We start from the raw sequence: 23,986 nt of genomic DNA, 5'->3' as shown, positions 1-23,986 counted from the left end.
GCGGCGGCATGGCGGAATCCCGCGATGTGAACCGCGTCAAGGGGGCCCCGAACGGGGCCCCCGGCAAGGTACCGTCGGATATGAGGCACCAGGAGCGCTGAACCAGGCGTCTCCCAGGCGAAGGGGAAGCACCTCGTGGCACGCATCGGTGACGGCGGCGACCTGCTCAAGTGCTCGTTCTGCGGAAAGAGCCAGAAGCAGGTGAAGAAGCTCATCGCAGGACCCGGTGTGTACATCTGCGACGAGTGCATCGACCTCTGCAACGAGATCATCGAAGAGGAACTCGCGGAGACCTCCGAGGTCCGGTGGGAGGAACTCCCCAAGCCCCGTGAGATCTACGAGTTCCTGGAGAGCTACGTCGTCGGCCAGGAGCCGGCGAAGAAGGCGCTCTCGGTCGCGGTGTACAACCACTACAAGCGCGTGCAGGCCGGCGAGAACGGCGGCGCGCAGGGCCGTGACGACGCGATCGAACTCGCGAAGTCCAACATCCTCCTGCTGGGCCCCACGGGCTCCGGCAAGACCCTGCTGGCCCAGACCCTGGCCCGCATGCTCAACGTCCCGTTCGCCATCGCCGACGCGACGGCGCTGACGGAGGCGGGCTATGTGGGCGAGGACGTAGAGAACATCCTGCTCAAGCTGATCCAGGCGGCCGACTACGACGTCAAGAAGGCCGAGACCGGGATCATCTACATCGACGAGATCGACAAGGTCGCCCGCAAGAGCGAGAACCCGTCGATCACGCGCGACGTGAGCGGGGAGGGCGTGCAGCAGGCCCTGCTGAAGATCCTGGAAGGCACGACGGCGTCCGTCCCCCCGCAGGGCGGTCGCAAGCACCCGCACCAGGAGTTCATCCAGATCGACACGACGAACGTGCTCTTCATCGTGGGCGGCGCCTTCGCCGGCCTGGAGAAGATCATCGAGTCGCGTGCGGGCGCCAAGGGCATCGGCTTCGGCGCGACGATCCGCTCGAAGCGCGAGATCGAGGCGAGCGACCAGTTCCAGGAGGTCATGCCGGAGGACCTGGTGAAGTTCGGGATGATCCCGGAGTTCATCGGCCGTCTGCCCGTCATCACCTCGGTGCACAACCTGGACCGCGAGGCGCTCCTCCAGATCCTGGTGGAGCCGCGCAACGCGCTGGTGAAGCAGTACCAGCGGCTGTTCGAACTCGACGGCGTCGAGCTGGACTTCGAGCGCGAGGCCCTGGAGGCCATCGCCGACCAGGCGATCCTCCGCCAGACGGGCGCGCGCGGCCTGCGCGCCATCATGGAAGAGGTCCTGATGTCGGTGATGTACGAGGTCCCGTCCCGCAAGGACGTGGCCCGCGTGGTCATCACCGCCGACGTGGTCCGCTCCAACGTCAACCCGACGCTGGTCCCGCGCATCGTCCCGAAGGACCAGGGCCCGCACGAGAAGTCGGCGTAGCGGCAAGGGCATACGAGAAGGGGCGCTCCCGGTCGGGAGCGCCCCTTCCGTGCGAGTGCGCGCGGTTACTTCTTGACGCGGGCGGACTTGTAGAGCTGCGCGGCGAGTTCCGCGTCCTGTTCCAGGGTGTAGCCCGGCTTGCTGGCCAGGATGGAGGCCGCGTCGTTGGCGCTGACCGCGGCCAGGGTGCTGTAGTCGCCCCAGATGCAGACGGGCAGGATGAATTCCTTGATCCCCTTGCTCGGGTCCTTCGGAGTGGCCTTGATCTCCTGGCACTTGAGCACGGCGCCATCGAACCCGTCGGGCGTGATCTCCTTCGGGGTGCCGACCAGCTCGACCGTCGACTTGTCGTTGTTCTGCGCGGCGTTCATCTTGAACATGGCGAAGTAGGCGTCGACCGACTTCTCCGGGTCGGCGATCTCACCGTAAAGGCCGCTGAAGGTGAGGCCCTTCTGCGTCAGCGGGTTCTTCGGGTCGCCGGCGATGTAGCTCATGCCCACCTGGGTGGGGTTCTTGATGCCGACGGACTCGGCTTCCTGCTTATCCTTGTCGCTCATGGGCTTCTCTTGGTACTTCGGGTTCTTCTGGAACTCGCCCACCGACTCCGGCGCGACCAGCTTGTAGCCCTTCGTGTCGTCCGAGACGGAGCCGCCGGCGCCGAGGAACCACCAGGCGCCTCCACCGATCAAGGCCACCGCCACGACCGCCGCGATGACCGGCACGGCCTTCGACTTCTTCGGCGGCGCCGGCGGGGGGACGTACGACGGCTGCTGCTGCGGCGTCGTCTGGTAGCCGCCGTACGCCGGCTGCGGGGGCGGCGGGGGCTGCTGGCCGTACGCGGGCTGCGGCGCCGGCGGGGGCGGGGGAGGCGTCTGGTAGCCGCCCTGCTGGGGGTAGGCGGGGGCCGCGGGCTGCTGGGGGTAGGACGGGGGCGGGGGCGGGGACTGCTGGGGGTAGCCGTAGCCGGGCTGCGGGGCGGGCTGGCCGTACGGGTTCGGCTGCTGCGGGGGCTGCTGCCCGTAGGGGCCCGGCTGCTGCGGCTGCTGGCCGTAAGGCCCCGGCTGGTTGTAACTCATCCCGCGTCCCCCTGTGAGGTGTGCTTATCCGTTTCACACATCCTGGCCGACGGCGGGTGCCCGGGGGGACCCGGGCCCCTGGATTACCGGTTTCAATACCGGACCGTTACGCCTCTAAACTGTGCCCGTGACCGAGAACACGCAGACACCCAGCAGCCCCGACTCCGAACTGCCGACCGCCTACGCGCCGGCCGAGGTAGAGGGGAAGCTCTACGAGCGCTGGGTAGAGCGTGGGTACTTCACGGCCGACCCCGCGAGCGAGAAGCCCCCGTACACGATCGTCATCCCGCCGCCGAACGTCACCGGTTCGCTCCACCTGGGCCACGCCTTCCAGCACACGCTGATGGACGCCCTGACCCGCCGCAAGCGCATGCAGGGCTACGAGTCCCTGTGGCTGCCCGGCATGGACCACGCCGGCATCGCCACCCAGAACAAGGTCGAGCAGCAGCTCGCCGAGGAGGGCAAGTCCCGCCACGACCTGGGCCGCGAGGAGTTCGTCGAGCGCGTCTGGCAGTGGAAGGAAGAGTACGGCGGCAAGATCCTCGGCCAGATGCGCCGCCTCGGCGACGGCGTCGACTGGAGCCGTGAGCGCTTCACGATGGACGAGGGCCTGTCCAAGGCCGTCCAGACCATCTTCAAGAAGCTCTTCGACGACGGTCTGATCTACCGCGCCGAGCGCATCATCAACTGGTGCCCCCGCTGTCTGACGGCCATCTCCGACATCGAGGTGGAGTACCAGGAGGACGCGGGCGAGCTCGTCTCCATCCGCTACGGCGAGGGCGAGGACTCCCTCGTCGTCGCCACCACGCGCGCCGAGACGATGCTCGGTGACACCGCCATCGCCGTCCACCCCGACGACGAGCGCTACAAGCACCTCGTGGGCCGGCTCATCAAGCTGCCGCTCACCGACCGCTCGATCCCGGTCGTCGCGGACGCGCACGTCGACCCGGAGTTCGGCACCGGATGCGTCAAGGTGACCCCGGCGCACGACCCGAACGACTTCGCCATCGGGCAGCGCCACAACCTGCCCAACATGACGATCATGGACGAGCACGGTGTCATCACCGTCCACGGCCCCTTCCTCGGCCTGGACCGCTTCGAGGCCCGTTCCGCCGTCGTCGGCGCGCTGCGCCAGCAGGGCCGGATCGTCGCCGAGAAGCGCCCGTACCTGCACTCCGTCGGACACTGCTCGCGCTGCAGCACCACCGTCGAGCCGCGTCTCTCGCTCCAGTGGTGGGTCAAGGTCGAGACCCTCGCCAAGGCCGCCGGTGACGCGGTCCGCGACGGCCGCGTCGCGATCCACCCGGTGGAGATGGAGAAGCGCTACTTCGACTGGGTCGACAACCTCAACGACTGGTGCATCTCGCGCCAGCTGTGGTGGGGCCACCGCATCCCGGTCTGGTACGGCCCGGACGGCGAGGTCGTCTGCCTCGGCCCCGACGACGAGGCGCCCACCGGCGAGGGATGGACGCAGGACACCGACGTCCTCGACACCTGGTTCTCCTCCGGCCTGTGGCCGTTCTCCACGCTCGGCTGGCCGGAGAAGACCCCGGACCTGGAGAAGTTCTACTCCACCGACGTCCTGGTCACCGGCCACGACATCATCTTCTTCTGGGTCGCCCGGATGATGATGTTCGGCCTGTACGCCATGGACGGCGAGGTCCCCTTCAAGACGATCGCGCTGACCGGCCTGGTCCGCGACGAGCGCGGCAAGAAGATGTCGAAGTCCTTCGGCAACGTCGTCGACCCGCTCGACTGGATGGACAAGTACGGCTCCGACGCCGTCCGCTTCACCCTGGCCAAGGGCGCCAACCCCGGCACCGACGTCCCGATCGGCGAGGACTGGGTCCAGGCGTCCAGCAAGTTCGCCAACAAGATCTGGAACGCCACGCGCTTCGCGCTGATGAACGGCGCCACGATCGAGGGCGAGCTGCCGCCGGCCGAGCGGCTGTCGGCGACCGACCGCTGGATCCTTTCCCGGCTGAACAAGACGATCGCGCAGGTCGACGGCTACTACGACGACTTCCAGTTCTCGAAGCTCAGCGAGGCGCTGTACCACTTCGCGTGGGACGAGGTCTTCGACTGGTACGTCGAGCTGTCGAAGACGACGTTCTTCGCGGGCGGCGAGCAGGCCAAGGTCTCCAGCCGGGTCCTCGGCGAGGTCCTGGACGTCATGCTGCGCCTGCTGCACCCGGTGGTCCCGTTCGTCACCGAGACGCTGTGGACCACGCTGACCGGTGGTGAGTCCCTCGTGGTCGCCGACTGGCCGAAGGACAGCGGCTTCCGCGACGAGGCCGCCGAGGCCGAGATCGAGAGCGTCCAGAACCTGGTCCGCGAGGTCCGCCGCTTCCGCAAGGAGCAGGGCCTCGACGACAAGCAGAAGGTCCCGGCGCGCCTCGACCTGTCCGCTACGTCGCTGGCCGCGCACGAGGCGGCCATCCGCCAGGTGCTGCGCCTCCAGCCGGAGGGCGACGCCTTCAGCGCCTCCGCGACCCTGCCGGTCGCCGGTGCCACCGTGGCGCTTGACCTGTCGGGCACCATCGACGTCGAGGCCGAGCGCAAGCGCCTGACGAAGGACCTGGGCGCGGCCGAGAAGGAGAAGCAGCAGGCCGAGGCGAAGCTGGGGAACGAGGCCTTCCTGGCCAAGGCCCCCGACAACGTCGTGGACAAGATCAAGGGCCGGCTCGCCAAGGCCGAGGCGGACATCGCCCGGATCCAGGCGCAGCTGGCCGGGCTCCCCGCCGCGTAGCCGCCTGGCCGCGTACGGGGTACGACGTACGAAGGCCCCCGCACCGTCCCGGACGGTGCGGGGGCCTTCGCGCGTTCAGAGCAGCAGGTTCGTCCCGAAGCGCGTCACGACGAGCGCGGCCACCGCCAGGTAGAGGGCGACGGGGACCAGCCAGTGGGGGAGGGCCCGCAGCGGGGAGCCGGGGCGGGTCAGGTGCCGGGTGACGTACCAGAACACCGGGATCGTCACCGCCCAGACGGCCGTGCACCACGGGCAGAGCGCGCCGATGACGTACAGGCACTGGCCGATCAGCCACAGGGTGAGGACGAAGCCGGCCGTGACGGCGGCCCACAGCCCCTGCCAGAGCCGGCGCGGCAGCCGGGCCCCGGCCGCCAGTGCCAGGCCCAGGCCCGCGAGCCCGGCGAAGGCTCCGAGGCCGAGCAGGGCGTTGGGCGGGCCCAGCAGCTCGCTCTGCCAGGCGGTCATCACGTCGCCGCAGCTCAGCACGGCGTTGATGTCGCAGCCGGGGGTGAAGAGGGGGTCCTCCAGGGTCCGGATGCGGTCGTAGGCCAGGACGCCGGAGGCGAGGGCTCCGATGAGGCCGCCGACGAGGAGGAGCAGGCCGGTGCGGCGGGCCTCGGCGGACCGGTCGGGGGTGAGGGCGGTGGCTCCGGCGGTCCCGGGGGCGGGGGTGGTCATTCTGCCGACGCTACGGCGGCCGGATCGGGCGCGGGGAGGGCGGAAGGTCGCTTCCGGCGGGGGCTTTGGGCCCTGATCCGAAGACAACCGGAGTGCCGCATATCACTTCATATGTCCGACCCGCCGATCGGATACCGGGCCCCGACCACCGATGATGGGGGAATGCACGTCAAGCCCGCCTCCTCGGCGTTCCACCGGGCCGTGGCCTCCGGCCGCCGGATGGCGGAGGGCCGGGGTGCCTCCCCCCGGGCGCAGGACGCCCTCGCGGCGCTGGGCTGCCTGGCCCTGATGGCGCTGGACCTGCCCGGCCTCGCCGCCGCCGACAACTCGCTCAGCGGGGCGGGGGCCGCCGTCGTGCTCACCGTGGGCTGCGCGACGCTGCTGCTGCGCCGCCGGATGCCGTGGGCGGCGTACCTCACCGCCCTGGTGTTCATCGGCTGGCTCCACGAGCTGACCCTGATCCAGTTCGCCCTGTACTCCGTCGGCCGCTACCGGGGCCGCCGCGCCGCGGTCCTGGCCACCACCGTGTACGTGGCCTTCGCGCTCTCGGCGTTCTGCGTGCCGGGCTGGCCCGAGCCGCGGGCCGCGACGCTCAGCTCATACCTCGGCCTGGTGGTGCCGATCGGGGTGCTCGCCTCGGCCGTCGGCATCGCCGCCTACCGGCACGACCTGGTGCGCGAGCTGGAGGCCCGGCGGGCCGAGTCGGCGGTGCTGAACGCGGTGCAGGAGGAGCGGACCTCCGTGGCCCGCGACGTCCACGACTTCGTCGGGCGCGAGCTGACCCTGCTGACGGTGCGCTCGGAGGTGCTGTCGATGCGGGCGCGCGAGACCCCGTACGCGAAGGACTTCGAGGAGCTGTCGGACACGGCCCGGCGGGCGCACCTGGTGCTCAACGAGATCATCGTGCAGCGCGGGGAGCGGGCGGCGACCCCCGGCGTGGACGGGCTGGCGGCGCTGGCGGAGGAGAGCGGGCGGGCCGGTTCGCCGGTCCGGCTGGCGATGGACCCGCAGGCGCACGCGCTGTCGCCGCTGCGGCAGGCGGCGGTCTACCGGGTGGTGCAGGAGTGCCTGACGAACGCGGCCAAGCACGCGCGCGGGGAGACCATCGAGGTGTCGGTCCGCGCGGAGGGTCCGCACGTGCGCATCGCCGTCAGCAACGGCCTGCCGGCGGGTGTCCCGGGCCGGGCCCCGGTCTCGGCGGGCTCGGGCACGGCGAGCATGGCGGAGCGGGTCCGCAGCCTGGGGGGCACGCTGACGGCGACGCGGACCGCGGACTCGTACGAGGTCGTCGCGACGCTGCCGCGCGGCTGATCAGGCCTTGGCGGGGGCCAGCAGGCCGCTGAGGGTGTCGAGGTCCTCGACGCAGCGGCCGGAACCGAGGGCCACGCAGTCCAGCGGGGCGTCCGCGACGAAGACCGGGATGCCGGTGGCGGAGGCGATGCGCAGGTCCAGGCCGGGCAGGAGCGCGCCGCCGCCGGTGAGGACGATGCCGTGCTCCATCACGTCGCCGGACAGCTCCGGCGGGCAGTCCTCCAGGGTGGTGCGGACGGCGGCGATGATCGCCTCGACGGGCTCGTCGAGGGCGGCCCGCACGTCGGGTGCGGTCAGCTCCAGGGTCTTGGGCATGCCGCCGACCTTCTCGCGGCCGCGCACGGTGAAGCCGCGGGTCTCCAGTTCGGGCCGCTCGGGGACGGGCCAGGCGGAGCCGATGGCGACCTTGACGTCCTCGGCGGTGCGCTCGCCGATGAGCAGGGAGTGCTCCTTGCGGACGTAGTCCATGATCGCGGCGTCCAGCCGGTCGCCGCCGACGCGCAGGGACTGGGAGGTGACGATCCCGCCGAGGGAGATGACGGCGACCTCGGAGGTGCCGCCGCCGATGTCCACCACCATCGAGCCGCGCGGTTCGGACACCGGCAGGCCGGCGCCGATCGCGGCCGCCATGGGCTCCTCGATCAGGTGGACCGTCTTGGCGCCGGCCCGGGTGGAGGCGTGGACGATGGCCCGCCGCTCGACGGGGGTCACCCCGGACGGCACGCAGATCACCATGCGGGTGCGGGGGCGGCGGCCGGGCACCGCCTTGCGGACGAAGTGCCGGATCATCTCCTCGGCGGCCTCGTAGTCGCAGATCACGCCGTCCTTGAGGGGGCGGATGGCGGTGATGGAGCCCGGGGTGCGGCCGATGGTCTCCTTGGCCTCGGCCCCGACGGCCAGGGCGGTGGTGGTGCCGGCCTTGACCGCCACCACGGACGGCTCATTGAGGACGATTCCGTGACCGCGCGCGTAGACGAGGGTGTTCGCGGTCCCCAGGTCTATGCCTATGTCGCGGCTGGAAGCGGTCGTGGTGGTGCTGGCCTGCGGCATTTGTTCCCCTATCTGCTGTCCGCAAGGCTTGCATAACGATCAGGTCGCTTTCGCGGCCGAAGGTCCCGAAACGGCCGGGCCGAAAGTCCTGTGGGCCCTCGTCCGTAGACTGGACCCGTGAGTGAGCAGCAGCCCGAGAGCCACGACCGCGACCGTGACCGTCCCTTCGACGAGTTCGACCAGATAGTGGCGGAAGAGTCCGACCGCGACCCCGACCTGGCGGTGATCGAGGCCGGCAGCCGCACCCTGCGCGCCCAGGCCGGTCCGCCCTCGGGCGACCCCGTGCCGGCCCGCCCCGAGGACCCCGAGGTGGCGAAGGCGCTGCTGGAGGTGGAGCAGGAGCTCGCCACCCGCTGGGGCGAGACCAAGCTGGAGCCGTCCGTCAGCCGTATCGCCGCCCTGATGGACGTCCTGGGCGAGCCGCAGCGCGCGTACCCGTCCATCCACGTCACCGGCACCAACGGCAAGACCAGCACGGCCCGCATGATCGAGGCCCTGCTGAACGCCTTCGACCTGCGCACGGGCCGCTACACCAGCCCGCACGTGCAGTCGGTGACCGAGCGCATCAGCCTGGACGGCGCGCCGATCAGCGCCGAACGCTTCATCGAGACCTACCACGACGTGAAGCCGTACGTGGAGATGGTCGACGCGGCCGAGGAGTACCGGCTGTCGTTCTTCGAGGTGCTCACCGGAATGGCGTACGCGGCCTTCGCGGACGCCCCGGTGGACGTCGCCGTCGTCGAGGTCGGCATGGGCGGCAGCTGGGACGCCACCAACGTGATCGACGGCGACGTCGCGGTGATCACCCCGATCAGCCTGGACCACACGGACCGGCTCGGCTCCACGCCCGGCGAGATCGCCCAGGAGAAGGGCGGCATCATCAAGCAGGACGCCACCGTGATCCTGGCGCAGCAGCCGGTGGACGCGGCGCAGGTGCTGCTGAAGAAGGCCGTGGAGGTCGACGCGACCGTGGCCCGCGAGGGCATGGAGTTCGGCGTCGTCTCCCGCGAGGTGGCGGTGGGCGGCCAGATGCTGACCCTGCGCGGGATGGGCGGCGAGTACGACGGCATCTTCCTGCCGCTGTACGGCGCCCACATGGCGCACAACGCGGCGGTGGCGCTGGCCGCCGTCGAGGCCTTCTTCGGCGTCGGCGGGGAGCACGCGCGGGAGCTGGACGCGGACACGGTGCGGCAGGCCTTCGCCTCGGTGACCTCGCCGGGCCGCATGGAGGTCGTGCGCCGCAGCCCGACCGTGATCCTGGACGCCGCGCACAACCCGGCGGGCGCGCAGGTCACGGCGGAGGCGGTCACCGAGGCGTTCGGCTTCAGCCGGCTGATCGGTGTCGTGGCCGCGAGCGAGGGCAAGGACGTCAAGGGCGTCTTCGAGGCCTTCGAGCCGATCTTCGCGGAGGTCGTGGTCACCGAGAACACCAGCCACCGGGCGATGGGCGCCGACGAGCTGGCGGCGATCGCGGTCGAGGTCTTCGGGCCGGACCGGGTGCAGGTGGAACCGCGGCTCGACGACGCGCTGGAGGCGGCCGTCACCCTTGCGGAGGAAGAGGCCGAATACGGTGGGGCCGGCGTCCTGGTGACCGGTTCCGTGATCACGGTGGGCGAGGCCCGCCTGCTGTTCAAGAAGGGCTGAGGGATCGATGCGCACGCTCTGCGCGAGCACGCTGATCGGTGAATTCTTCATCGTCGGCTTCGCGGGCCTGGTGGCCATGAAGAACCCGGACCTGACCCAGGCCCAGGTGTGGACGGTCTGCGGTGTGACGATGCTGGTGTCGGTGCTGCTCTGCGGGATGCTGTCGCGCCCCGGCGCGGTGCAGCTCGGCTGGGCGCTGCAGATCGGGCTGATCGCGAGCGGTTTCGTGGTCCCGACGATGTTCTTCCTCGGCGCGGTCTTCGCGGGCCTGTGGTGGTGCTCGGTGCACTACGGCCGCAAGATCGACGCGATCAAGGCGAGCTGGGCCGCGCGTCAGGCTGAAGCGGCCGCTCCTGACGCTGCGTGACGGTTCACCGTTTCGGCCCTGTAGATTCGTCGCACCGCACCCGTTTGCCGCAAGGAGCTACCAAATGACCCAGCGCACTCTCGTCATCCTCAAGCCGGACGCCGTCAGGCGCGGTCTGGTCGGCGAGATCATCGGCCGCATCGAGCGGAAGGCCGGCTGGACCATTCCGGCGATGGAGCTGCGTACGCTCGACCGCGAGATCCTTGAGACGCACTACGCCGAGCACGTCGGCCGCCCCTTCTACGAGCCCCTGATGGGCTTCATGGCGAGCGGTCCCGTCGTCGTCCTGGTGGTGGAAGGGGAACGCGCGATCGACGGCGTCCGCCAGCTGGCCGGACCCACCGACCCGATCGCCGCGGCGCCCGGTTCCATCCGCGGGGACTACGGCACCATCGTCCGCGAGAACCTGATCCACGCCTCGGATTCCGAGGAGTCCGCGGAGCGCGAGCTCAAGCTCTTCTTCCCCGCGCTCTGATTTCCCGGAACAGTCTTTCCTGACGAGACATCAGCCAAATAGCGCTCATGACCTGGGGCGACCGAAGTAATTTCGGTCGCCCTTCGGTATTGCGGGCACCGGCCGGGAACGCATGGCAAGGACACGACGTCACCACTAAGGGGGCGGGTCGCCGTTCCGGCGGTATCGCCGGAGTCCCGTCGCGCGGTACCGGTACTCGCGGCCTTACGATGGGGCCTCCACCCACACACCCACCTCGCCGACCTGACAGCAGCCGCTATCAACTGGAAGGCCAGACGCTCCTCATGGGGAACAAGGGGAACAACATGTCGTTCATCGGCCGTGACATGGCGATCGACCTCGGGACCGCCAACACGCTGGTGTACGTGAGGGGCCGGGGAATCGTTCTGAACGAGCCGTCCGTGGTCGCCATCAACACGAACACCGGTGGAATCCTGGCGGTCGGCTCCGAGGCGAAGAAGATGATCGGGCGCACGCCCGGCAACATCGTCGCCGTACGGCCCCTCAAGGACGGCGTGATCGCCGACTTCGAGATCACCGAGCGCATGCTCCGGTACTTCATCCTCAAGATCCACAAGCGTCGCTACCTGGCGCGACCGCGCGTCGTGGTCTGCGTACCCTCCGGCATCACCGGAGTGGAGCGGCGCGCCGTCATCGAGGCGTCCACGCAGGCGGGCGCCCGTCAGGTGCACATCATCGAAGAGCCCATGGCCGCCGCCATCGGGTCGGGCCTGCCCGTCCACGAGGCCACCGGCAACATGGTCGTGGACATCGGCGGCGGCACCACCGAGGTGGCCGTCATCTCCCTCGGCGGAATCGTCACGGCGCAGTCCATCCGCGTGGCCGGCGACGAGCTGGACAACGCGATCATCCAGCACATCAAGAAGGAGTACTCGCTCCTCCTCGGCGAGCGCACCGCCGAACAGATCAAGATCACCATCGGGTCGGCGTACGACCTCGACAAGGACGAGCACACCGAGATCCGCGGCCGCGACCTGGTCTCCGGCCTGCCGAAGACCGTCGTCATCTCCGCGGCCGAAGTGCGCAAGGCCATCGAGGAGCCCGTCAACTCCATCGTCGACGCCGTCAAGACCACCCTCGACAAGTGCCCGCCGGAACTCTCCGGCGACATCATGGACCGCGGCATCGTCCTCACCGGCGGCGGCGCCCTGCTGCGCGGCCTCGACGAGCGGCTGCGCCGCGAGACCGGCATGCCGATCCACATCGCAGAGGACCCCCTCGACTCCGTGGCCCTCGGCTCCGGCAAGTGCGTCGAGGAGTTCGAAGCCCTCCAGCAGGTCCTGGACGCCCAGCCCCGGCGGTGATCAAAACCCCTCCAACGGGGCATGCGGAACACAAGGATCCGCCGTACGGGTGCTACCGCGCCCGTGCGGCGGATCGTTGATATACAGGCACAGTCCGGTGCAGCCCCGGCTCCGCCGGAGCGGCTCCGCCGCACGGGTTTTCTACGAGGAAGGCACGGCCGCCGCACGTGAGGGACACACGAGAGAGCCGGCTGCTCCTGGTGCTGCTGATCGCCATCGCGTTCGCATTGATCACGGTGGACATCAGAGCGGGCGAGGAGTCACCGGTCGACGGTGCCCGCAAGGCCGCGGCAGCGGTCTTCGGCCCGGTGGAGAAGGGCGTCGCGACCGCCGTGAGCCCGGTCGCCAACGCCATAGGGGCCGTACGCGACTCCGACGAACGCCACAACCGCCTCACCCGCCTCGAACGCGAGAACGCCCTCCTGAAGACCAGGATGGGCAGCGACGAGCGCGCCAAGAGCCGCATCCGCGAACTCGACGAGATGCTCAAGCGGGCCGGCGCCGGACAGTACGGCATCAAGGGCGCCGAGGTCATCGCCATAGGAGCCGCCCAGGGGTTCTCCTGGACGGTCACCATCGACGCCGGCAGCAAGGACGGCATCGAACGCGACATGACCGTCCTCAACGGCGACGGACTCGTCGGCCGGGTCACCACCGTCGGCCCCGAGACCTCCACCGTGCTGCTCGCCAACGACCCTGACTTCACCGTCGGCACCCGCCTGGAGCAGAGCGGCGAGCTCGGCTTCGCCACCGGCCAGGGCGACCGCGCCCTCTCCGTCCAGATGCTCAACGGCCGCGCCCGGATCAGCCCCGGCGACCGCCTGGTCACCTTCGGCTCCCGCGCCAACAAGCCCTTCGTCCCCGGCGTCCCCCTCGGCGAGGTCGTCCGCGTCGACCCCTCCAACGGCGGCCTCACCCGCACCATCCACGTCCGGCCCTTCGTCGGCTTCACCCGCCTCGACATCGTCGGCGTCGTCGTCATGCCGCCCCGCGAGGACCCGCGCGACGCCGTCCTGCCCCCCAAGCCCGAACCCCCCAAGCCCACGCCGACGGTCACCGTCACGGTCACGCCCTCCCCGAGCGTCTCCGGCCGGCCCGCGGACGAGGAGGAACGCTGAGCCATGCGCTTCAACCGGATCCTGCTCTCCGCCACCCTCGTCGTGGTCGCCCTCGTCCTCCAGGTCACCATCCTCGGCCGGCTCCAGCTCCCCGGCGCCGTCCCCGACCTGATGCTGCTCACCGTCGTCGCCCTGTCCCTGGTGTACGGACCGACCTCCGGCGCCGTCCTCGGCTTCGGCGCCGGACTCCTCGCCGACCTGGCCCCGCCCGCCGACCACGCCGCCGGCCGCTACGCCCTCGTCCTGTGCATCATCGGCTACCTCGTCGGCCTGGCCCGCCCCGACAACGGCCGGTTCCGCTCCGCCTGGGGCCCCATGCTCACCGTGCTCGCCGCCGCCGTCGGATCGATCCTTCTCTACGTGGGCGTCGGCGCCCTCGTCGGCGACACCGCCGAACGCCACGTCGGCCTCGGCGGCCTGCTGTTCACCGCCGTCCTCTACGACCTCCTGCTGGCCCCGTTCACCGTCCCGTGGATCATGGCCCTCGCCCGCCGCGCCGAGAACGACCCGATGGCCGTCGAAGCGAACGGCGGCCCGCCGCAGGGAGCCGACGTGTCCACCGGCTGGCTCGCCGGCGGCACCGGCCTCAGGATCGGCAGCCAGCGCGGCGGCCTGCGGCTGCGCACCGCACGCGGCCGCGCCAACCGGGCCGGCCGGATAAAGGGCGTCAAAGGCGTGAAGAACGTCAAGAAGCTGTGACGGGGGAGCGACAGCCATGACCAACATTCCCGAGACCGGCCGCACCCCCCGGGTGCAGATCCGCCTCGTCATCATCCAGATCCTCGTCTTCTCGCTCCTCTTCACCCTCGGCGGCCGCCTCTGGTACCTCCAGATCCGCAACGGCCACGAATACGCCGACGAGGCCCGCAGCAACCACGTCCAGCGCGTCGTACAGCCCGCCGTGCGCGGCGACGTCCTCGACGCCCGCGGCGTCCCCCTCGCCGACAACGAGACCCGCCTGGTCGTCTCCGCGTCCCGCACCGACCTCATGCGGATAAAGGACCGGGGCAAGGCCGTCCTGACCCGCCTCGCCGGAGTCCTGGACATGAAGCCGCAGGACGTCATGGACAAGATCCGGCTCTGCGACTCCCAGACCCCCAAGCCCTGCTGGAACGGCTCCCCCTACCAGCCCATCCCCGTCACCACCGAGGCCACCACCCAGCAGGCCCTCCAGATCCGCGAACGCCCCGAGGACTTCCCCGGCATCACCGCCGAACCCACCGCCGTGCGCCGCTACCCGGCCGTCGGCGGCGGCCGCGCCGCACAGGTCCTCGGCTACCTCTCGCCCGTCACCGACGAAGAGATCCAGAAGGCCAAGGACACCGACTCCCCGCACCTGCGCTCCGACCAGGTGGGCCGCTCCGGCATCGAACGCACGTATGACAAGGAGTTGCGCGGCAAGGCCCAGGTGACCTCCTACGAGGTCGACAACCTCGGCCGCGTCATGGGCGAGACCAAGTCCGACCCCGGCGTCGCCGGATCCACCCTCATCACCAGCATCGACGCCCGCGTCCAGGCCGTCGCCGAATACGAGCTCGCCGAGGCGATGAAGGTCGTCCGCAACGAGACCGACAACATCACCGGCCGCAAGTACGAGGCCGACTCCGGCGCCGTCGTCGTCATGGAGACCAAGACCGGCCGCGTCGTCGCCATGGCCTCCCAGCCCGACTACGACCCCAACGTCTGGGTCGGCGGCATCTCCGGCAAGGACTACGCCAAGTTCACCAGCAAGGACTCCAACTACCCCCTGCTCAACCGGGCCATCCAGGGCCAGGCCCCGGCCGGCTCCATCTTCAAGGTCGTCTCCGCCAGCGCGGCCGTCCGCGCCGGCTACCCCTTCAACGACAAGTACAACTGCAGCGCCTCCTACAACATGGGCGGCCGCAGCTTCGCGAACTTCGAGTCCAAGGGCCACGGCCCCATCACCCTCGGCGAAGCCCTCAAGTTCTCCTGCAACACCGTCTTCTACGCCCTCGGCCACAAGGAATGGCAGCGCGACGGCGGCCTCGAACCCAAGAGCCCCCACGACTGGTTCTACAAGACCGCCCGCGAGTTCGGACTCGGCTCCGAGACGGGCATCGACCTGCCCAACGAGGTCACCGGCCGCATCCCCGACCGCCACTGGAAGCAGAGCTTCTGGGAGGCCAACAAGGACTCCTGGTGCAAGCAGGGCAAGAAGGGCGGCACCTACGTCGAGCAGATCGCCTACGAGAGCTGCCTCGAAGGCAACCAGCTCAAGGCCTACGACAGCATCAACTTCGCCATCGGCCAGGGCGACGTCCTCGTCACCCCCATCCAGATGGCCACCGCCTACGCCGCCATCAGCAACGGCGGCACCCTCTACAACCCCACCGTCGGCAAGGCCGTCGTCAGCCCCGACGGCAAGGTCCAGGAGATCAAGCCCGAATCCCACGGCAAGCTCCCCGTCGACGCCAAGACCGTCGCCGACCTCGACAAGGGCCTGCGCATGGTCGTCGAACCCGGCGGCACCGCCGCCTGGCGGTTCATCGGCTGGCCGCTCGACAAGGTCGCCCTGCGCGCCAAGACCGGCACCGCCCAGGTCTACGGCAAGCAGACCACCTCCTGGCTCGCGACCTACACCGACGACTTCACCATCGTGATGACGATCTCCCAGGGCGGCACCGGCTCCGGCGCCTCGGGCCCGGCCGTCCGCAACATCTACAACGCGATGTACGGATTCACCATGGACGGCAAGGAGACCGGCAAGGCCCTCCTGCCCAGGCCGCAGGCCCAGCTCCCCACCGTCCACCCCGACGGCACCATCGACGCCCCCGAGATCAAGCCGTACGTGCCCCCCACCCCGGAGGAGCTGGCGCCGCCCGCGCTCGCCGGCCCGCCGCCCCTGCGGCATGACTGAGACGTGATGATGCAGACCGCCAACAACTTCTCCGTATCCCGGTACGCGCCCCAGAAGGGCCCCCTCGCCCGGCTGACCGCCCGCGACTCGGTCCTGCGCCGGCTCGACTGGCCGATACTGCTGTCGGCACTCGCCCTGTCCCTGATCGGTGCCCTGCTGGTGTGGTCCGCGACCCGCCACCGCGACACCCTCAACCAGGGCGACCCGCAGTACTTCCTCTGGCGCCACCTGCTCAACACCGGCATCGGGTTCGTCCTGATGATCGGCACGGTCCTCCTCGGCCACCGCAACCTGCGCGGCGCGGTCCCGGTCCTCTACGGCCTGTCGCTCCTGCTCGTCTCCGCCGTGCTCACCCCGCTCGGCGCCACCATCAACGGCGCCCACGCCTGGATCGTCATCGGCGGCGGCTTCTCCCTCCAGCCCTCGGAGTTCGTGAAGGTCACGATCATCCTGGTCATGGCGATGCTGCTGGCGGCCCGGGTGGACGCCGGCGACCTGGAACACCCCGAACACCGCACCGTCGTCAAGGCGCTCTGCCTGGCCGCCGCACCCATGGGCATCGTCATGCTGATGCCCGACCTCGGCTCGGTCATGGTGATGGTCGTGATCGTGCTCGGAGTCCTGCTGGCCTCCGGCGCCTCCAACCGCTGGGTGCTCGGACTGATCGGCGCCGGCACCGCCGGAGCGATCCTGATCTGGCAGCTCGGCGTCCTCGACCAGTACCAGATCAACCGCTTCGCCGCCTTCGCCAACCCCGAGCTCGACCCCTCCGGCGCCGGCTACAACACCAACCAGGCCCGCATCGCCATCGGCGGCGGCGGCCTGACCGGCTCCGGCCTGTTCAAGGGCCCGCAGACCACCGGACAGTTCGTCCCCGAACAGCAGACCGACTTCGTGTTCACCGTCGCGGGCGAGGAGCTCGGCTTCGTCGGCGGCATCGTGATCCTCGGGCTGCTCGGCGTGGTCCTGTGGCGGGCCTGCGTCATCGCCCTCGCCACCACCGAGCTGTACGGCACCATCGTGGCCGCCGGGATCATCGCCTGGTTCGCCTTCCAGTCCTTCGAGAACATCGGGATGAACCTGGGGATCATGCCCGTCGCCGGCCTCCCGCTGCCCTTCGTGTCCTACGGAGGATCCTCGATGTTCGCCGTCTGGGTGGCCATCGGACTCCTCCAGTCGATCAAGGTCCAACGCCCCCTGTCGGCCTGACCCGGCCCCCGGTGCCGCCCGCCGGGGGCCGCACCGGGGCCGAACCGGGGCCGCACCGGGGCGGAACGGGCGACGGCACCAGGGCGCAACCGGCCCGAATCCGCCGTCGCCACCGCACCGCGCACCGTTCAGGACTAGATTCGATCCATGGCGGACACGAAGCGCGAGATCGAGCGGAAATTCGAGTTCACGAAGCCCAAGGCGGAGCGGCGCGGGGTCCCCGACCTCACCGGCACGGCCGGCATCGCCTCCGTCGCCGACCGCGGCGTCGCCGACCTCGACGCCGTCTACTACGACACCCCCGACCAACGGCTCGCCGCCGACGGACTCACCCTGCGCCGCCGCACCGGTGGCCACGACGCCGGCTGGCACCTCAAACTCCCCGTCGCCCCCGGCGTCCGCGACGAGGTCACCGCCGCCCTCGGCGACACGGTGCCCGCCCCCCTCGCCGCCCTCGTCCGCTCCCGGGTCCGCAACCGCCGCCTGGAACCCCAGGTCCGGCTGCTCTCCTCCCGCCGCATCAGCCACCTCCTCGACGCCGACGGCAGACTCCTCGCCGAACTCAGCACCGACGCCGTCACCGCCGAACGCGACGACACCACCGCCGGCTGGACCGAGGTCGAGGTCGAACTCGCGGACGACACCGACCCCGGCCTCCTCGACGCCGTCGAGAAGACCTTCAAGAAGGCCGGAATCAAGGTCTCCGACGCCCCCTCCAAACTCGCCCGCGCCCTCGCCGAGACCGGCGCCGAGCCCCCCGCCCGACCCCGCCCCGACCCCGCCGACGACGGAACCGCCGGCGCGTACGTCCTGGCGTACCTGCACGAACAGGTCGACGCCCTGATCGCCTACGACCCCGCCGTACGGCGCGACCAGCCCGACGCCGTGCACCAGATGCGCGTGGCCTCCCGCCGCCTCCGCAGCGCCTTCAAGACCTACCGCAAGGTCCTCGACCGCGAGGTGACCGACCCCATCGGCGAAGAACTGCGCCGGCTCGGCGCGGAACTCGGCGTCGACCGCGACCGGGAAGTCCTCCACGACCACTTCCGCACCGCCGTCGCCGAGCTGCCCCGCACCCTCCTCGCCGGACCCGTCCGCAAACGCCTGCGCACCTGGAACAACACCCAACGCACCGCCTCACGGCGCCTCGCCCTCGCCGCCCTCGACAGCCCGCGCCACCTCGCCCTCCTCGACACCCTGGAGGCCCTGCTCGCCGACCCGCCGCTGCTGCCCGGCGCCGGGAAACCCGCCGGCAAGGCCCTGCCGAAGGCGATGCTCCGCGACTACGACAGGCTCGCCCGCCGCGTCGACCACGCCCTCGCCCTCGACCCCGGGCCGGAGGCCGACCACGCGCTGCACGAAGCCCGCAAGGCCGCCAAACGCGCCCGCTACGCCGGGGAGGCCGCCGAAGCCGCCCTCGGGAAGCCCGCCGAGAAGTTCGCCAAGGCCATGAAGAAGGTCCAGAACCTGCTCGGCGAACACCAGGACAGCGTCGTCGCCCGCACCGCCCTGCGTGACCTGGCCCACCAGGCCCACGGCGCCGGCGAACCCTCCTTCACCTGGGGCCTGCTCCACGGCCGCGAGGAGGCACGGGCGGAACGCTGCGAACGCGCCCTCCCGCACACCTGGGCCGAGGCCTCCGCCCCCGGGCTGCGGGCAGCCCTGCGCATGTGACCGCAGGACAGCCGCGTCGTTGTACGGCCTGAGTGCCACCCCCGCCCCCGCCATCGCGGGGGTGACCCGCCGTGCGAGGCGTGCGACGTCCGGTGAGCGCTCTGCTCCCCGCCGATGGCGGGGATTCAGGGGGCGGCTCCGATCGGGTTACGCTAGAGAGTCGCCCCCTGCCCGCTCACGAAGGTCGCTATGCCCGCCGAGTCAGTCTTTCCTCAGCTCGAGGCCCTGCTTCCGCACGTTCAGAAGCCGATCCAGTACGTCGGCGGTGAGCTCAACTCCACCGTCAAGGACTGGGACGCGTGCGACGTCCGCTGGGCGCTCATGTACCCGGACGCGTACGAGGTGGGCCTGCCCAACCAGGGCGTCATGATCCTCTACGAAGTGCTCAACGAGCGCGAGGGCGTCCTCGCCGAGCGCACCTACTCGGTGTGGCCCGACCTGGAGGCCCTGATGCGCGAGCACCAGGTGCCCCAGTTCACCGTCGACAGCCACCGCCCGGTCTCCGCCTTCGACGTGTTCGGCCTGTCCTTCTCCACGGAGCTGGGCTACACGAACATGCTCACGGCGCTGGACCTCGCGGGCATCCCGCTGGAGGCGAAGAACCGTACGGTCGACCACCCCATCGTCCTCGCGGGCGGCCACGCGGCCTTCAACCCCGAGCCGATCGCGGAGTTCATCGACTGCGCCGTCATCGGCGACGGCGAGCAGGCCGTCCTCGACATGACCGAGATCATCCGCACCTGGAAGGCCGAGGGCCGCCCGGGCGGACGCGAAGAGGTCCTGCTGCGCCTCGCGAAGACCGGCAACGTCTACGTGCCGGGCTTCTACGACGTCGAGTACCTGGAGGACGGCCGCATCGGCCGTGTCGTGCCGAACCGCTCCGGCGTGCCGTGGCGTGTCTCCAAGCACACCGTCATGGACCTCGACGAGTGGCCGTACCCCAAGCAGCCCCTGGTCCCGCTCGCCGAGACCGTCCACGAGCGCATGTCCGTGGAGATCTTCCGCGGCTGCACCCGCGGCTGCCGTTTCTGCCAGGCCGGCATGATCACGCGCCCCGTGCGGGAGCGAAGCATCACCGGCATCGGCGAAATGGTCGAGAAGGGCCTCAAGGCGACGGGCTTCGAGGAGGTCGGCCTCCTCTCCCTGTCCTCCGCGGACCACACCGAGATCGCCGACATCGCCAAGGGCCTCGCGGACCGCTACGCGGACGAGAAGGTGGGTCTGTCCCTGCCCTCCACCCGCGTGGACGCCTTCAACGTGGACCTGGCGAACGAGCTGACCCGCAACGGCCGCCGCTCCGGCCTCACCTTCGCCCCCGAGGGCGGCTCCGAGCGCATGCGCAAGGTCATCAACAAGATGGTCTCGGAAGAGGACCTGATCCGCACGGTCGCCACCGCGTACGGCAACGGCTGGCGCCAGGTGAAGCTGTACTTCATGTGCGGTCTGCCGACCGAGACCGACGAGGACGTCCTCCAGATCGGCGACATGGCGGTCAACGTCATCGCCAAGGGCCGCGAGGTCTCCGGCCAGAACGACATCCGCTGCACGGTGTCGATCGGCGGATTCGTCCCCAAGCCCCACACCCCCTTCCAGTGGGCCCCGCAGCTCTCGGCCGAGGAGACGGACGCCCGCCTGGGCAAGCTCCGCGACAAGATCCGCGGCGACAAGAAGTACGGCCGCTCGATCGGCTTCCGCTACCACGACGGCAAGCCGGGCATCGTCGAGGGCCTGCTCTCGCGCGGCGACCGCCGCGTCGGCGACGTCATCCGCGCGGTGTACGAGGACGGCGGCCGCTTCGACGGCTGGCGCGAGCACTTCTCGTACGACCGCTGGATGCGGGCGGCCGAGAAGGCCCTGCCGGCGTACGGCGTGGACGTGGCCTGGTACACGACCCGCGAGCGCACGTACGAGGAGGTCCTGCCCTGGGACCACCTGGACTCGGGCCTGGACAAGGACTGGCTCTGGGAGGACTGGCAGGACGCCCTCGACGAGACCGAGGTCGACGACTGCCGCTGGACCCCGTGCTTCGACTGTGGGGTGTGTCCTCAGCTGGACACTCACATCCAGATCGGCCCCACCGGCAAGAAGCTGCTCCCGTTGTCGGTCGTGAAGTAGCCCGTAGCGCCTGTGCCCCCACCGTAAGACGGTGGGGGCACAGGCGTTCGTACGATGCGGGGATGTTTCTGCACGTGTCGGGGCTGGATATCCTGAGAGTGTTGCTTGGGAAATACCCCGGGAGGTGTGCTGTATGGCCAAGACGGTGATCGATCTCGACGAGGAAGCGCTCGCGCTCGCCGCCGAAGCGCTCGGAACCAAGACCAAGAAGGACACGGTCAACGCCGCCCTCGCCGAAATAGGCGCACGGGTCCGTCGGCAGCGGGCGCTCGAAGAGCTCGTCAAGCTCGACGAGGAGGGCGCCTTCGACAAGGGGCGTGAGCCCGGTTTCAAGCGGGAGGCGCGGGGGGTATGGGGCAGCTGACCGAGGGCTCGTACCTCATCGACACCTCGGCCGCGCACCGGATCACCCTTCCCGGCCCCTTCGCGGCCTGGCGGTCGGTGCTGGCCGCAGGCCGCGTCGGCATGTGCGCCGCGACCGAGGCGGAGGCCCTGTACTCCGCCCGGTCTGCCGCCCAGTACGCGCAGATGCGGAGGGCGTTCGCGGATCTCTACGTGTGGCACGAGGTCCCGGACAACGTGTGGACGAGGGTTCAGGAAGCGCAGGCCGCGCTGGCCGCTGCCGGGTGTCTGCGATCGGCGGGGGTGGTCGACCTCGTGGTGGCCGCCACTGCTGCACGGCACCGGCTGACCGTGCTGCACTACGACCGGGACTTCGAGACGCTGGCCAAGCACATCGACCTGCGGACCTGCTGGCTGGCCGAGCCCGGGTCGATTGACTGACCGGCGCAACGGAAGCCGGGATTCTGGTGTCCTTAGCGGCATGCAGATGGAGAAGGCGCAGGCCGCGCCGGGTGGGGACGGGTGTCTGACCGGGGTGGTCCGGGTGCCCGTGAAGGTCGTCGCCGTGCTCGTGGTGTTGCCCCTGCGGGCCCTGTGGGACCTGCTCGTGCTCGGGGCGCGGGCCGCGCAGCGGCATGTGCTGGCGCCGCTCGGCCATGCCCTCGGGTGGGTTCTGGTGCGGTTGTGGCGGTACCTGCTGCGGCCGCTGTTGCTCGTCCTCTTCTACTGGCCCTGGGTCGGGTTGTGGCGCCATGTCGTCGTGCCCGTCGCAGGGGTGACCTACAGGTACGTGCTGCGGCCCCTCGGCCTGGGGGTCGCCTGGGCGTGCGTCGCCTTCGGGCGGTACGTGCTGGTGCCGCTGGGGACCGGGACCGCCTGGGTGCTGCGGCACCTGGTGGTGCTGCCGTCGGGGTGGCTGTACCGGGAGGTGCTGACGCCCGTCGGGCACGGGCTGCGGTGGCTGGTGCGCGGGCTCTGCCTGCTGGTCTTCGTGTGGCCCTGGGTGGGGCTGTGGCGGTACGGGGTGGTGCCGGCCGGACACGCGCTGCTCTGGGCGTGGCGGTACACCGCGGTGCCCGTCGGGCACGGGCTGGCCTGGGTGGGGCGGTGCGTGCTCCTGCCGCCGCTCTCCCTGCTGGGGCGGTACGTGCTCCTGCCGCTCTGGGAGCTCCTCGTCGGCGCCTGGCACATCGCCGGCCGCATCACCCGCGCCCTCGGCCGCGGGCTGCGTCTGCTGTGGCTCGCCTGCGTCGCCCGCCCCGCCGCGTGGGTGTACCGGCGGGTGGCGACACCCGTCGGGCACGCCCTGCGCGAGGTGTGGCGTACCTCCCGCGCCGCGGTGCGGGAGGCGCGCGCGGAGGTGCGGCGTGCGCTGTTCGGGGGACCGCCCCGGGAACCGGCGAGGTCACGGGCGCGTACTCTGGGTAGTACGACAGCCGCCGACGCGGCACCCGCTCCCGAGATCTCCCCGCGCAAACAGCGGGGGTGAGCCGGACGGGTCGACAGACCTCAGGGCGGCGCGCGAGCCGCGACGCCCCGCACAAGGAGAAGAACCACTGGGCAAGCGACAGCCCGAAGGCCCGCCTCCCGCACCGGTGGTGCAGCGCATCCGACTGCGCTACACCAAGCGTGGCCGCCTCCGGTTCACCAGCCACCGAGACTTCCAGCGCGCCTTCGAGCGGGCCCTGCGCCGCGCCGAGGTGCCCATGGCGTACTCGGCGGGCTTCACCCCGCACCCCCGCGTCTCGTACGCGAACGCCGCTCCCACCGGGACCGGCAGTGAGGCCGAGTACCTGGAGATCGGCCTCGCCGAGGCCCGTGACCCCGAGAAGCTCCGCGAGCTGCTCGACGAGTCCATGCCGGTCGGCCTCGACATCGTCGACGCCGTCGAGGCCCGCACCTCCGGTCTCGCGGACCGGCTGACGGCCTCCGTCTGGGAGCTGCGCCTGGAGGGCGTGGAGCCCGCCGACGCCGCCCGCGCGGTGGAGGTCTTCCTCGCCGCGGAGACGGTGGAGGTGCAGCGCCGGACCAAGAACGGCATGCGGACCTTCGACACCCGGGGCGCCGTCGTCAGTCTCGACGCCCTTCCTGCCCAGGCTGATAGGCCGCTGGACAGTGCCTGTGCGATACTGCGGCTGGTTGTTCGGCATTTGACACCTGCCGTGCGACCCGACGACGTCCTGTCCGGTCTCCAAGCTGTGGCCGACCTGGCGCCGCCGGTCCCCGCAGCGGTGACCAGGCTGGCGCAGGGGCTCTTCGACGAGGAGTCCGGCACGGTGACCGACCCGCTCGCGCCCGACCGCGAGGCTGTCACGGCCGCCCCACCCACGGCCGCCGTGAACGCCGACGCGAAGGCGCCGGAAGGTCCCGCCGCGTAGGGATCGTCGTCGTCGCGCAGCCCTGGCACTCGGGAGCCACCTGGGTCGGGCAGCGCACTGACCTGAAGACTTCCGCCAGGCCGTACGACAAGACGTACGGAACCGGCGGCCATGGACTACAGCTCCCGTGTGGCGAACGCGCCCCGGAGGCCGGCTCCGCGCCCCATCGCGCGGA

Annotated in this window: 20 protein-coding genes; 17 read left to right on the top strand and 3 right to left on the bottom strand. The window is 70.6% G+C overall.

Annotation, left to right across the window (positions count from 1 at the left end; all coding sequences use genetic code 11):
* Window positions 1-135: 135 nt before the first annotated feature.
* Window positions 136-1,422, top strand: a complete 1,287-nt coding sequence (gene clpX / locus AC069X_RS25185) for an ATP-dependent Clp protease ATP-binding subunit ClpX (RefSeq protein WP_007264060.1) — start codon at window positions 136-138, stop codon at window positions 1,420-1,422.
* A gap of 65 nt (window positions 1,423-1,487) precedes the next feature.
* On the opposite strand, the gene AC069X_RS25180 is transcribed toward clpX, so the two are convergent.
* Window positions 1,488-2,498, bottom strand: a complete 1,011-nt coding sequence (locus AC069X_RS25180) for a hypothetical protein (protein WP_478731642.1) — start codon at window positions 2,496-2,498, stop codon at window positions 1,488-1,490.
* A gap of 127 nt (window positions 2,499-2,625) precedes the next feature.
* Between AC069X_RS25180 and AC069X_RS25175 the strand changes: the two genes are divergently transcribed.
* Window positions 2,626-5,247 carry a valine--tRNA ligase gene (locus tag AC069X_RS25175; RefSeq protein ID WP_478731640.1) on the top strand — a complete coding sequence of 874 codons (2,622 nt, stop codon included), beginning with the start codon at window positions 2,626-2,628 and terminating at the stop codon, window positions 5,245-5,247.
* Window positions 5,248-5,322: 75 nt separating this feature from the next.
* Here the strand turns inward: AC069X_RS25175 and AC069X_RS25170 are convergent, their stop codons facing one another.
* A complete protein-coding gene (locus tag AC069X_RS25170) occupies window positions 5,323-5,925 on the bottom strand; it encodes a vitamin K epoxide reductase family protein (protein WP_478731638.1) in 603 nt (200 codons plus the stop codon).
* 162 nt (window positions 5,926-6,087) lie between these two features.
* Here AC069X_RS25170 and AC069X_RS25165 point away from each other — a divergent pair, with 162 nt between their 5' ends.
* Window positions 6,088-7,236: a sensor histidine kinase gene (locus AC069X_RS25165; RefSeq protein ID WP_478731636.1), complete on the top strand. Its 1,149-nt coding sequence runs from the start codon at window positions 6,088-6,090 to the stop codon at window positions 7,234-7,236.
* Here AC069X_RS25165 and AC069X_RS25160 read toward each other — a convergent pair whose 3' ends face one another.
* Window positions 7,237-8,286 (bottom strand): rod shape-determining protein, encoded by a 1,050-nt coding sequence (locus AC069X_RS25160; protein WP_478731634.1) that lies wholly within the window; start codon window positions 8,284-8,286, stop codon window positions 7,237-7,239. It lies immediately after the preceding gene.
* A 117-nt stretch (window positions 8,287-8,403) separates the two neighbouring features.
* Between AC069X_RS25160 and folC the strand changes: the two genes are divergently transcribed.
* The 14 genes from folC to AC069X_RS25090 all read left to right on the top strand — a co-directional run bounded on the left by folC (window position 8,404) and on the right by AC069X_RS25090 (window position 23,811).
* Window positions 8,404-9,930 carry a bifunctional tetrahydrofolate synthase/dihydrofolate synthase gene (folC, locus tag AC069X_RS25155; protein ID WP_478731633.1) on the top strand — a complete coding sequence of 509 codons (1,527 nt, stop codon included), beginning with the start codon at window positions 8,404-8,406 and terminating at the stop codon, window positions 9,928-9,930.
* Window positions 9,931-9,937: 7 nt separating this feature from the next.
* Entirely contained in the window at window positions 9,938-10,297 is a 360-nt protein-coding gene (locus AC069X_RS25150; RefSeq protein WP_361601663.1) for a DUF4233 domain-containing protein, read from the top strand.
* Window positions 10,298-10,361: 64 nt separating this feature from the next.
* A complete protein-coding gene (gene ndk / locus AC069X_RS25145; protein WP_478731631.1) occupies window positions 10,362-10,772 on the top strand; it encodes a nucleoside-diphosphate kinase in 411 nt (136 codons plus the stop codon).
* 305 nt (window positions 10,773-11,077) lie between these two features.
* Window positions 11,078-12,097, top strand: a complete 1,020-nt coding sequence (locus tag AC069X_RS25140) for a rod shape-determining protein (protein ID WP_030008578.1) — start codon at window positions 11,078-11,080, stop codon at window positions 12,095-12,097.
* A 167-nt stretch (window positions 12,098-12,264) separates the two neighbouring features.
* Window positions 12,265-13,215 carry a rod shape-determining protein MreC gene (gene mreC / locus AC069X_RS25135; protein ID WP_478731628.1) on the top strand — a complete coding sequence of 317 codons (951 nt, stop codon included), beginning with the start codon at window positions 12,265-12,267 and terminating at the stop codon, window positions 13,213-13,215.
* Window positions 13,216-13,218: 3 nt separating this feature from the next.
* Complete coding sequence (gene mreD / locus AC069X_RS25130) at window positions 13,219-13,914, top strand: rod shape-determining protein MreD (RefSeq protein ID WP_478731626.1); 696 nt, start codon at window positions 13,219-13,221, stop codon at window positions 13,912-13,914.
* A gap of 16 nt (window positions 13,915-13,930) precedes the next feature.
* Window positions 13,931-16,093: a penicillin-binding protein 2 gene (gene mrdA, locus AC069X_RS25125; RefSeq protein ID WP_478731624.1), complete on the top strand. Its 2,163-nt coding sequence runs from the start codon at window positions 13,931-13,933 to the stop codon at window positions 16,091-16,093.
* A 9-nt stretch (window positions 16,094-16,102) separates the two neighbouring features.
* Window positions 16,103-17,302 (top strand): rod shape-determining protein RodA, encoded by a 1,200-nt coding sequence (gene rodA, locus AC069X_RS25120; protein ID WP_478731703.1) that lies wholly within the window; start codon window positions 16,103-16,105, stop codon window positions 17,300-17,302.
* A 147-nt stretch (window positions 17,303-17,449) separates the two neighbouring features.
* Window positions 17,450-18,976 carry a CYTH and CHAD domain-containing protein gene (locus AC069X_RS25115; protein WP_478731622.1) on the top strand — a complete coding sequence of 509 codons (1,527 nt, stop codon included), beginning with the start codon at window positions 17,450-17,452 and terminating at the stop codon, window positions 18,974-18,976.
* 189 nt (window positions 18,977-19,165) lie between these two features.
* Window positions 19,166-21,091 carry a TIGR03960 family B12-binding radical SAM protein gene (locus tag AC069X_RS25110; RefSeq protein ID WP_478731620.1) on the top strand — a complete coding sequence of 642 codons (1,926 nt, stop codon included), beginning with the start codon at window positions 19,166-19,168 and terminating at the stop codon, window positions 21,089-21,091.
* Between the two features lie 133 nt (window positions 21,092-21,224).
* On the top strand, window positions 21,225-21,455 hold the full coding sequence (locus tag AC069X_RS25105) for a type II toxin-antitoxin system VapB family antitoxin (protein ID WP_478731618.1): 231 nt from the start codon (window positions 21,225-21,227) through the stop codon (window positions 21,453-21,455).
* Window positions 21,443-21,874, top strand: coding sequence for a PIN domain-containing protein (locus tag AC069X_RS25100; protein WP_478731616.1), 432 nt, complete (start codon window positions 21,443-21,445; stop codon window positions 21,872-21,874). Before AC069X_RS25105 ends, AC069X_RS25100 begins: the two co-directional genes overlap by 13 nt.
* Before the next feature lie 40 nt (window positions 21,875-21,914).
* A complete protein-coding gene (locus tag AC069X_RS25095; RefSeq protein ID WP_478731614.1) occupies window positions 21,915-22,922 on the top strand; it encodes a hypothetical protein in 1,008 nt (335 codons plus the stop codon).
* Window positions 22,923-23,031: 109 nt separating this feature from the next.
* Window positions 23,032-23,811, top strand: a complete 780-nt coding sequence (locus AC069X_RS25090; RefSeq protein ID WP_478731612.1) for a TIGR03936 family radical SAM-associated protein — start codon at window positions 23,032-23,034, stop codon at window positions 23,809-23,811.
* The last annotated feature ends 175 nt before the right edge of the window (window positions 23,812-23,986 follow it).

The sequence above is a fragment of the Streptomyces sp. NPDC043896 genome, assembly GCF_056435605.1.
This window is presented reverse-complemented; position numbering and strand designations above follow the sequence as displayed.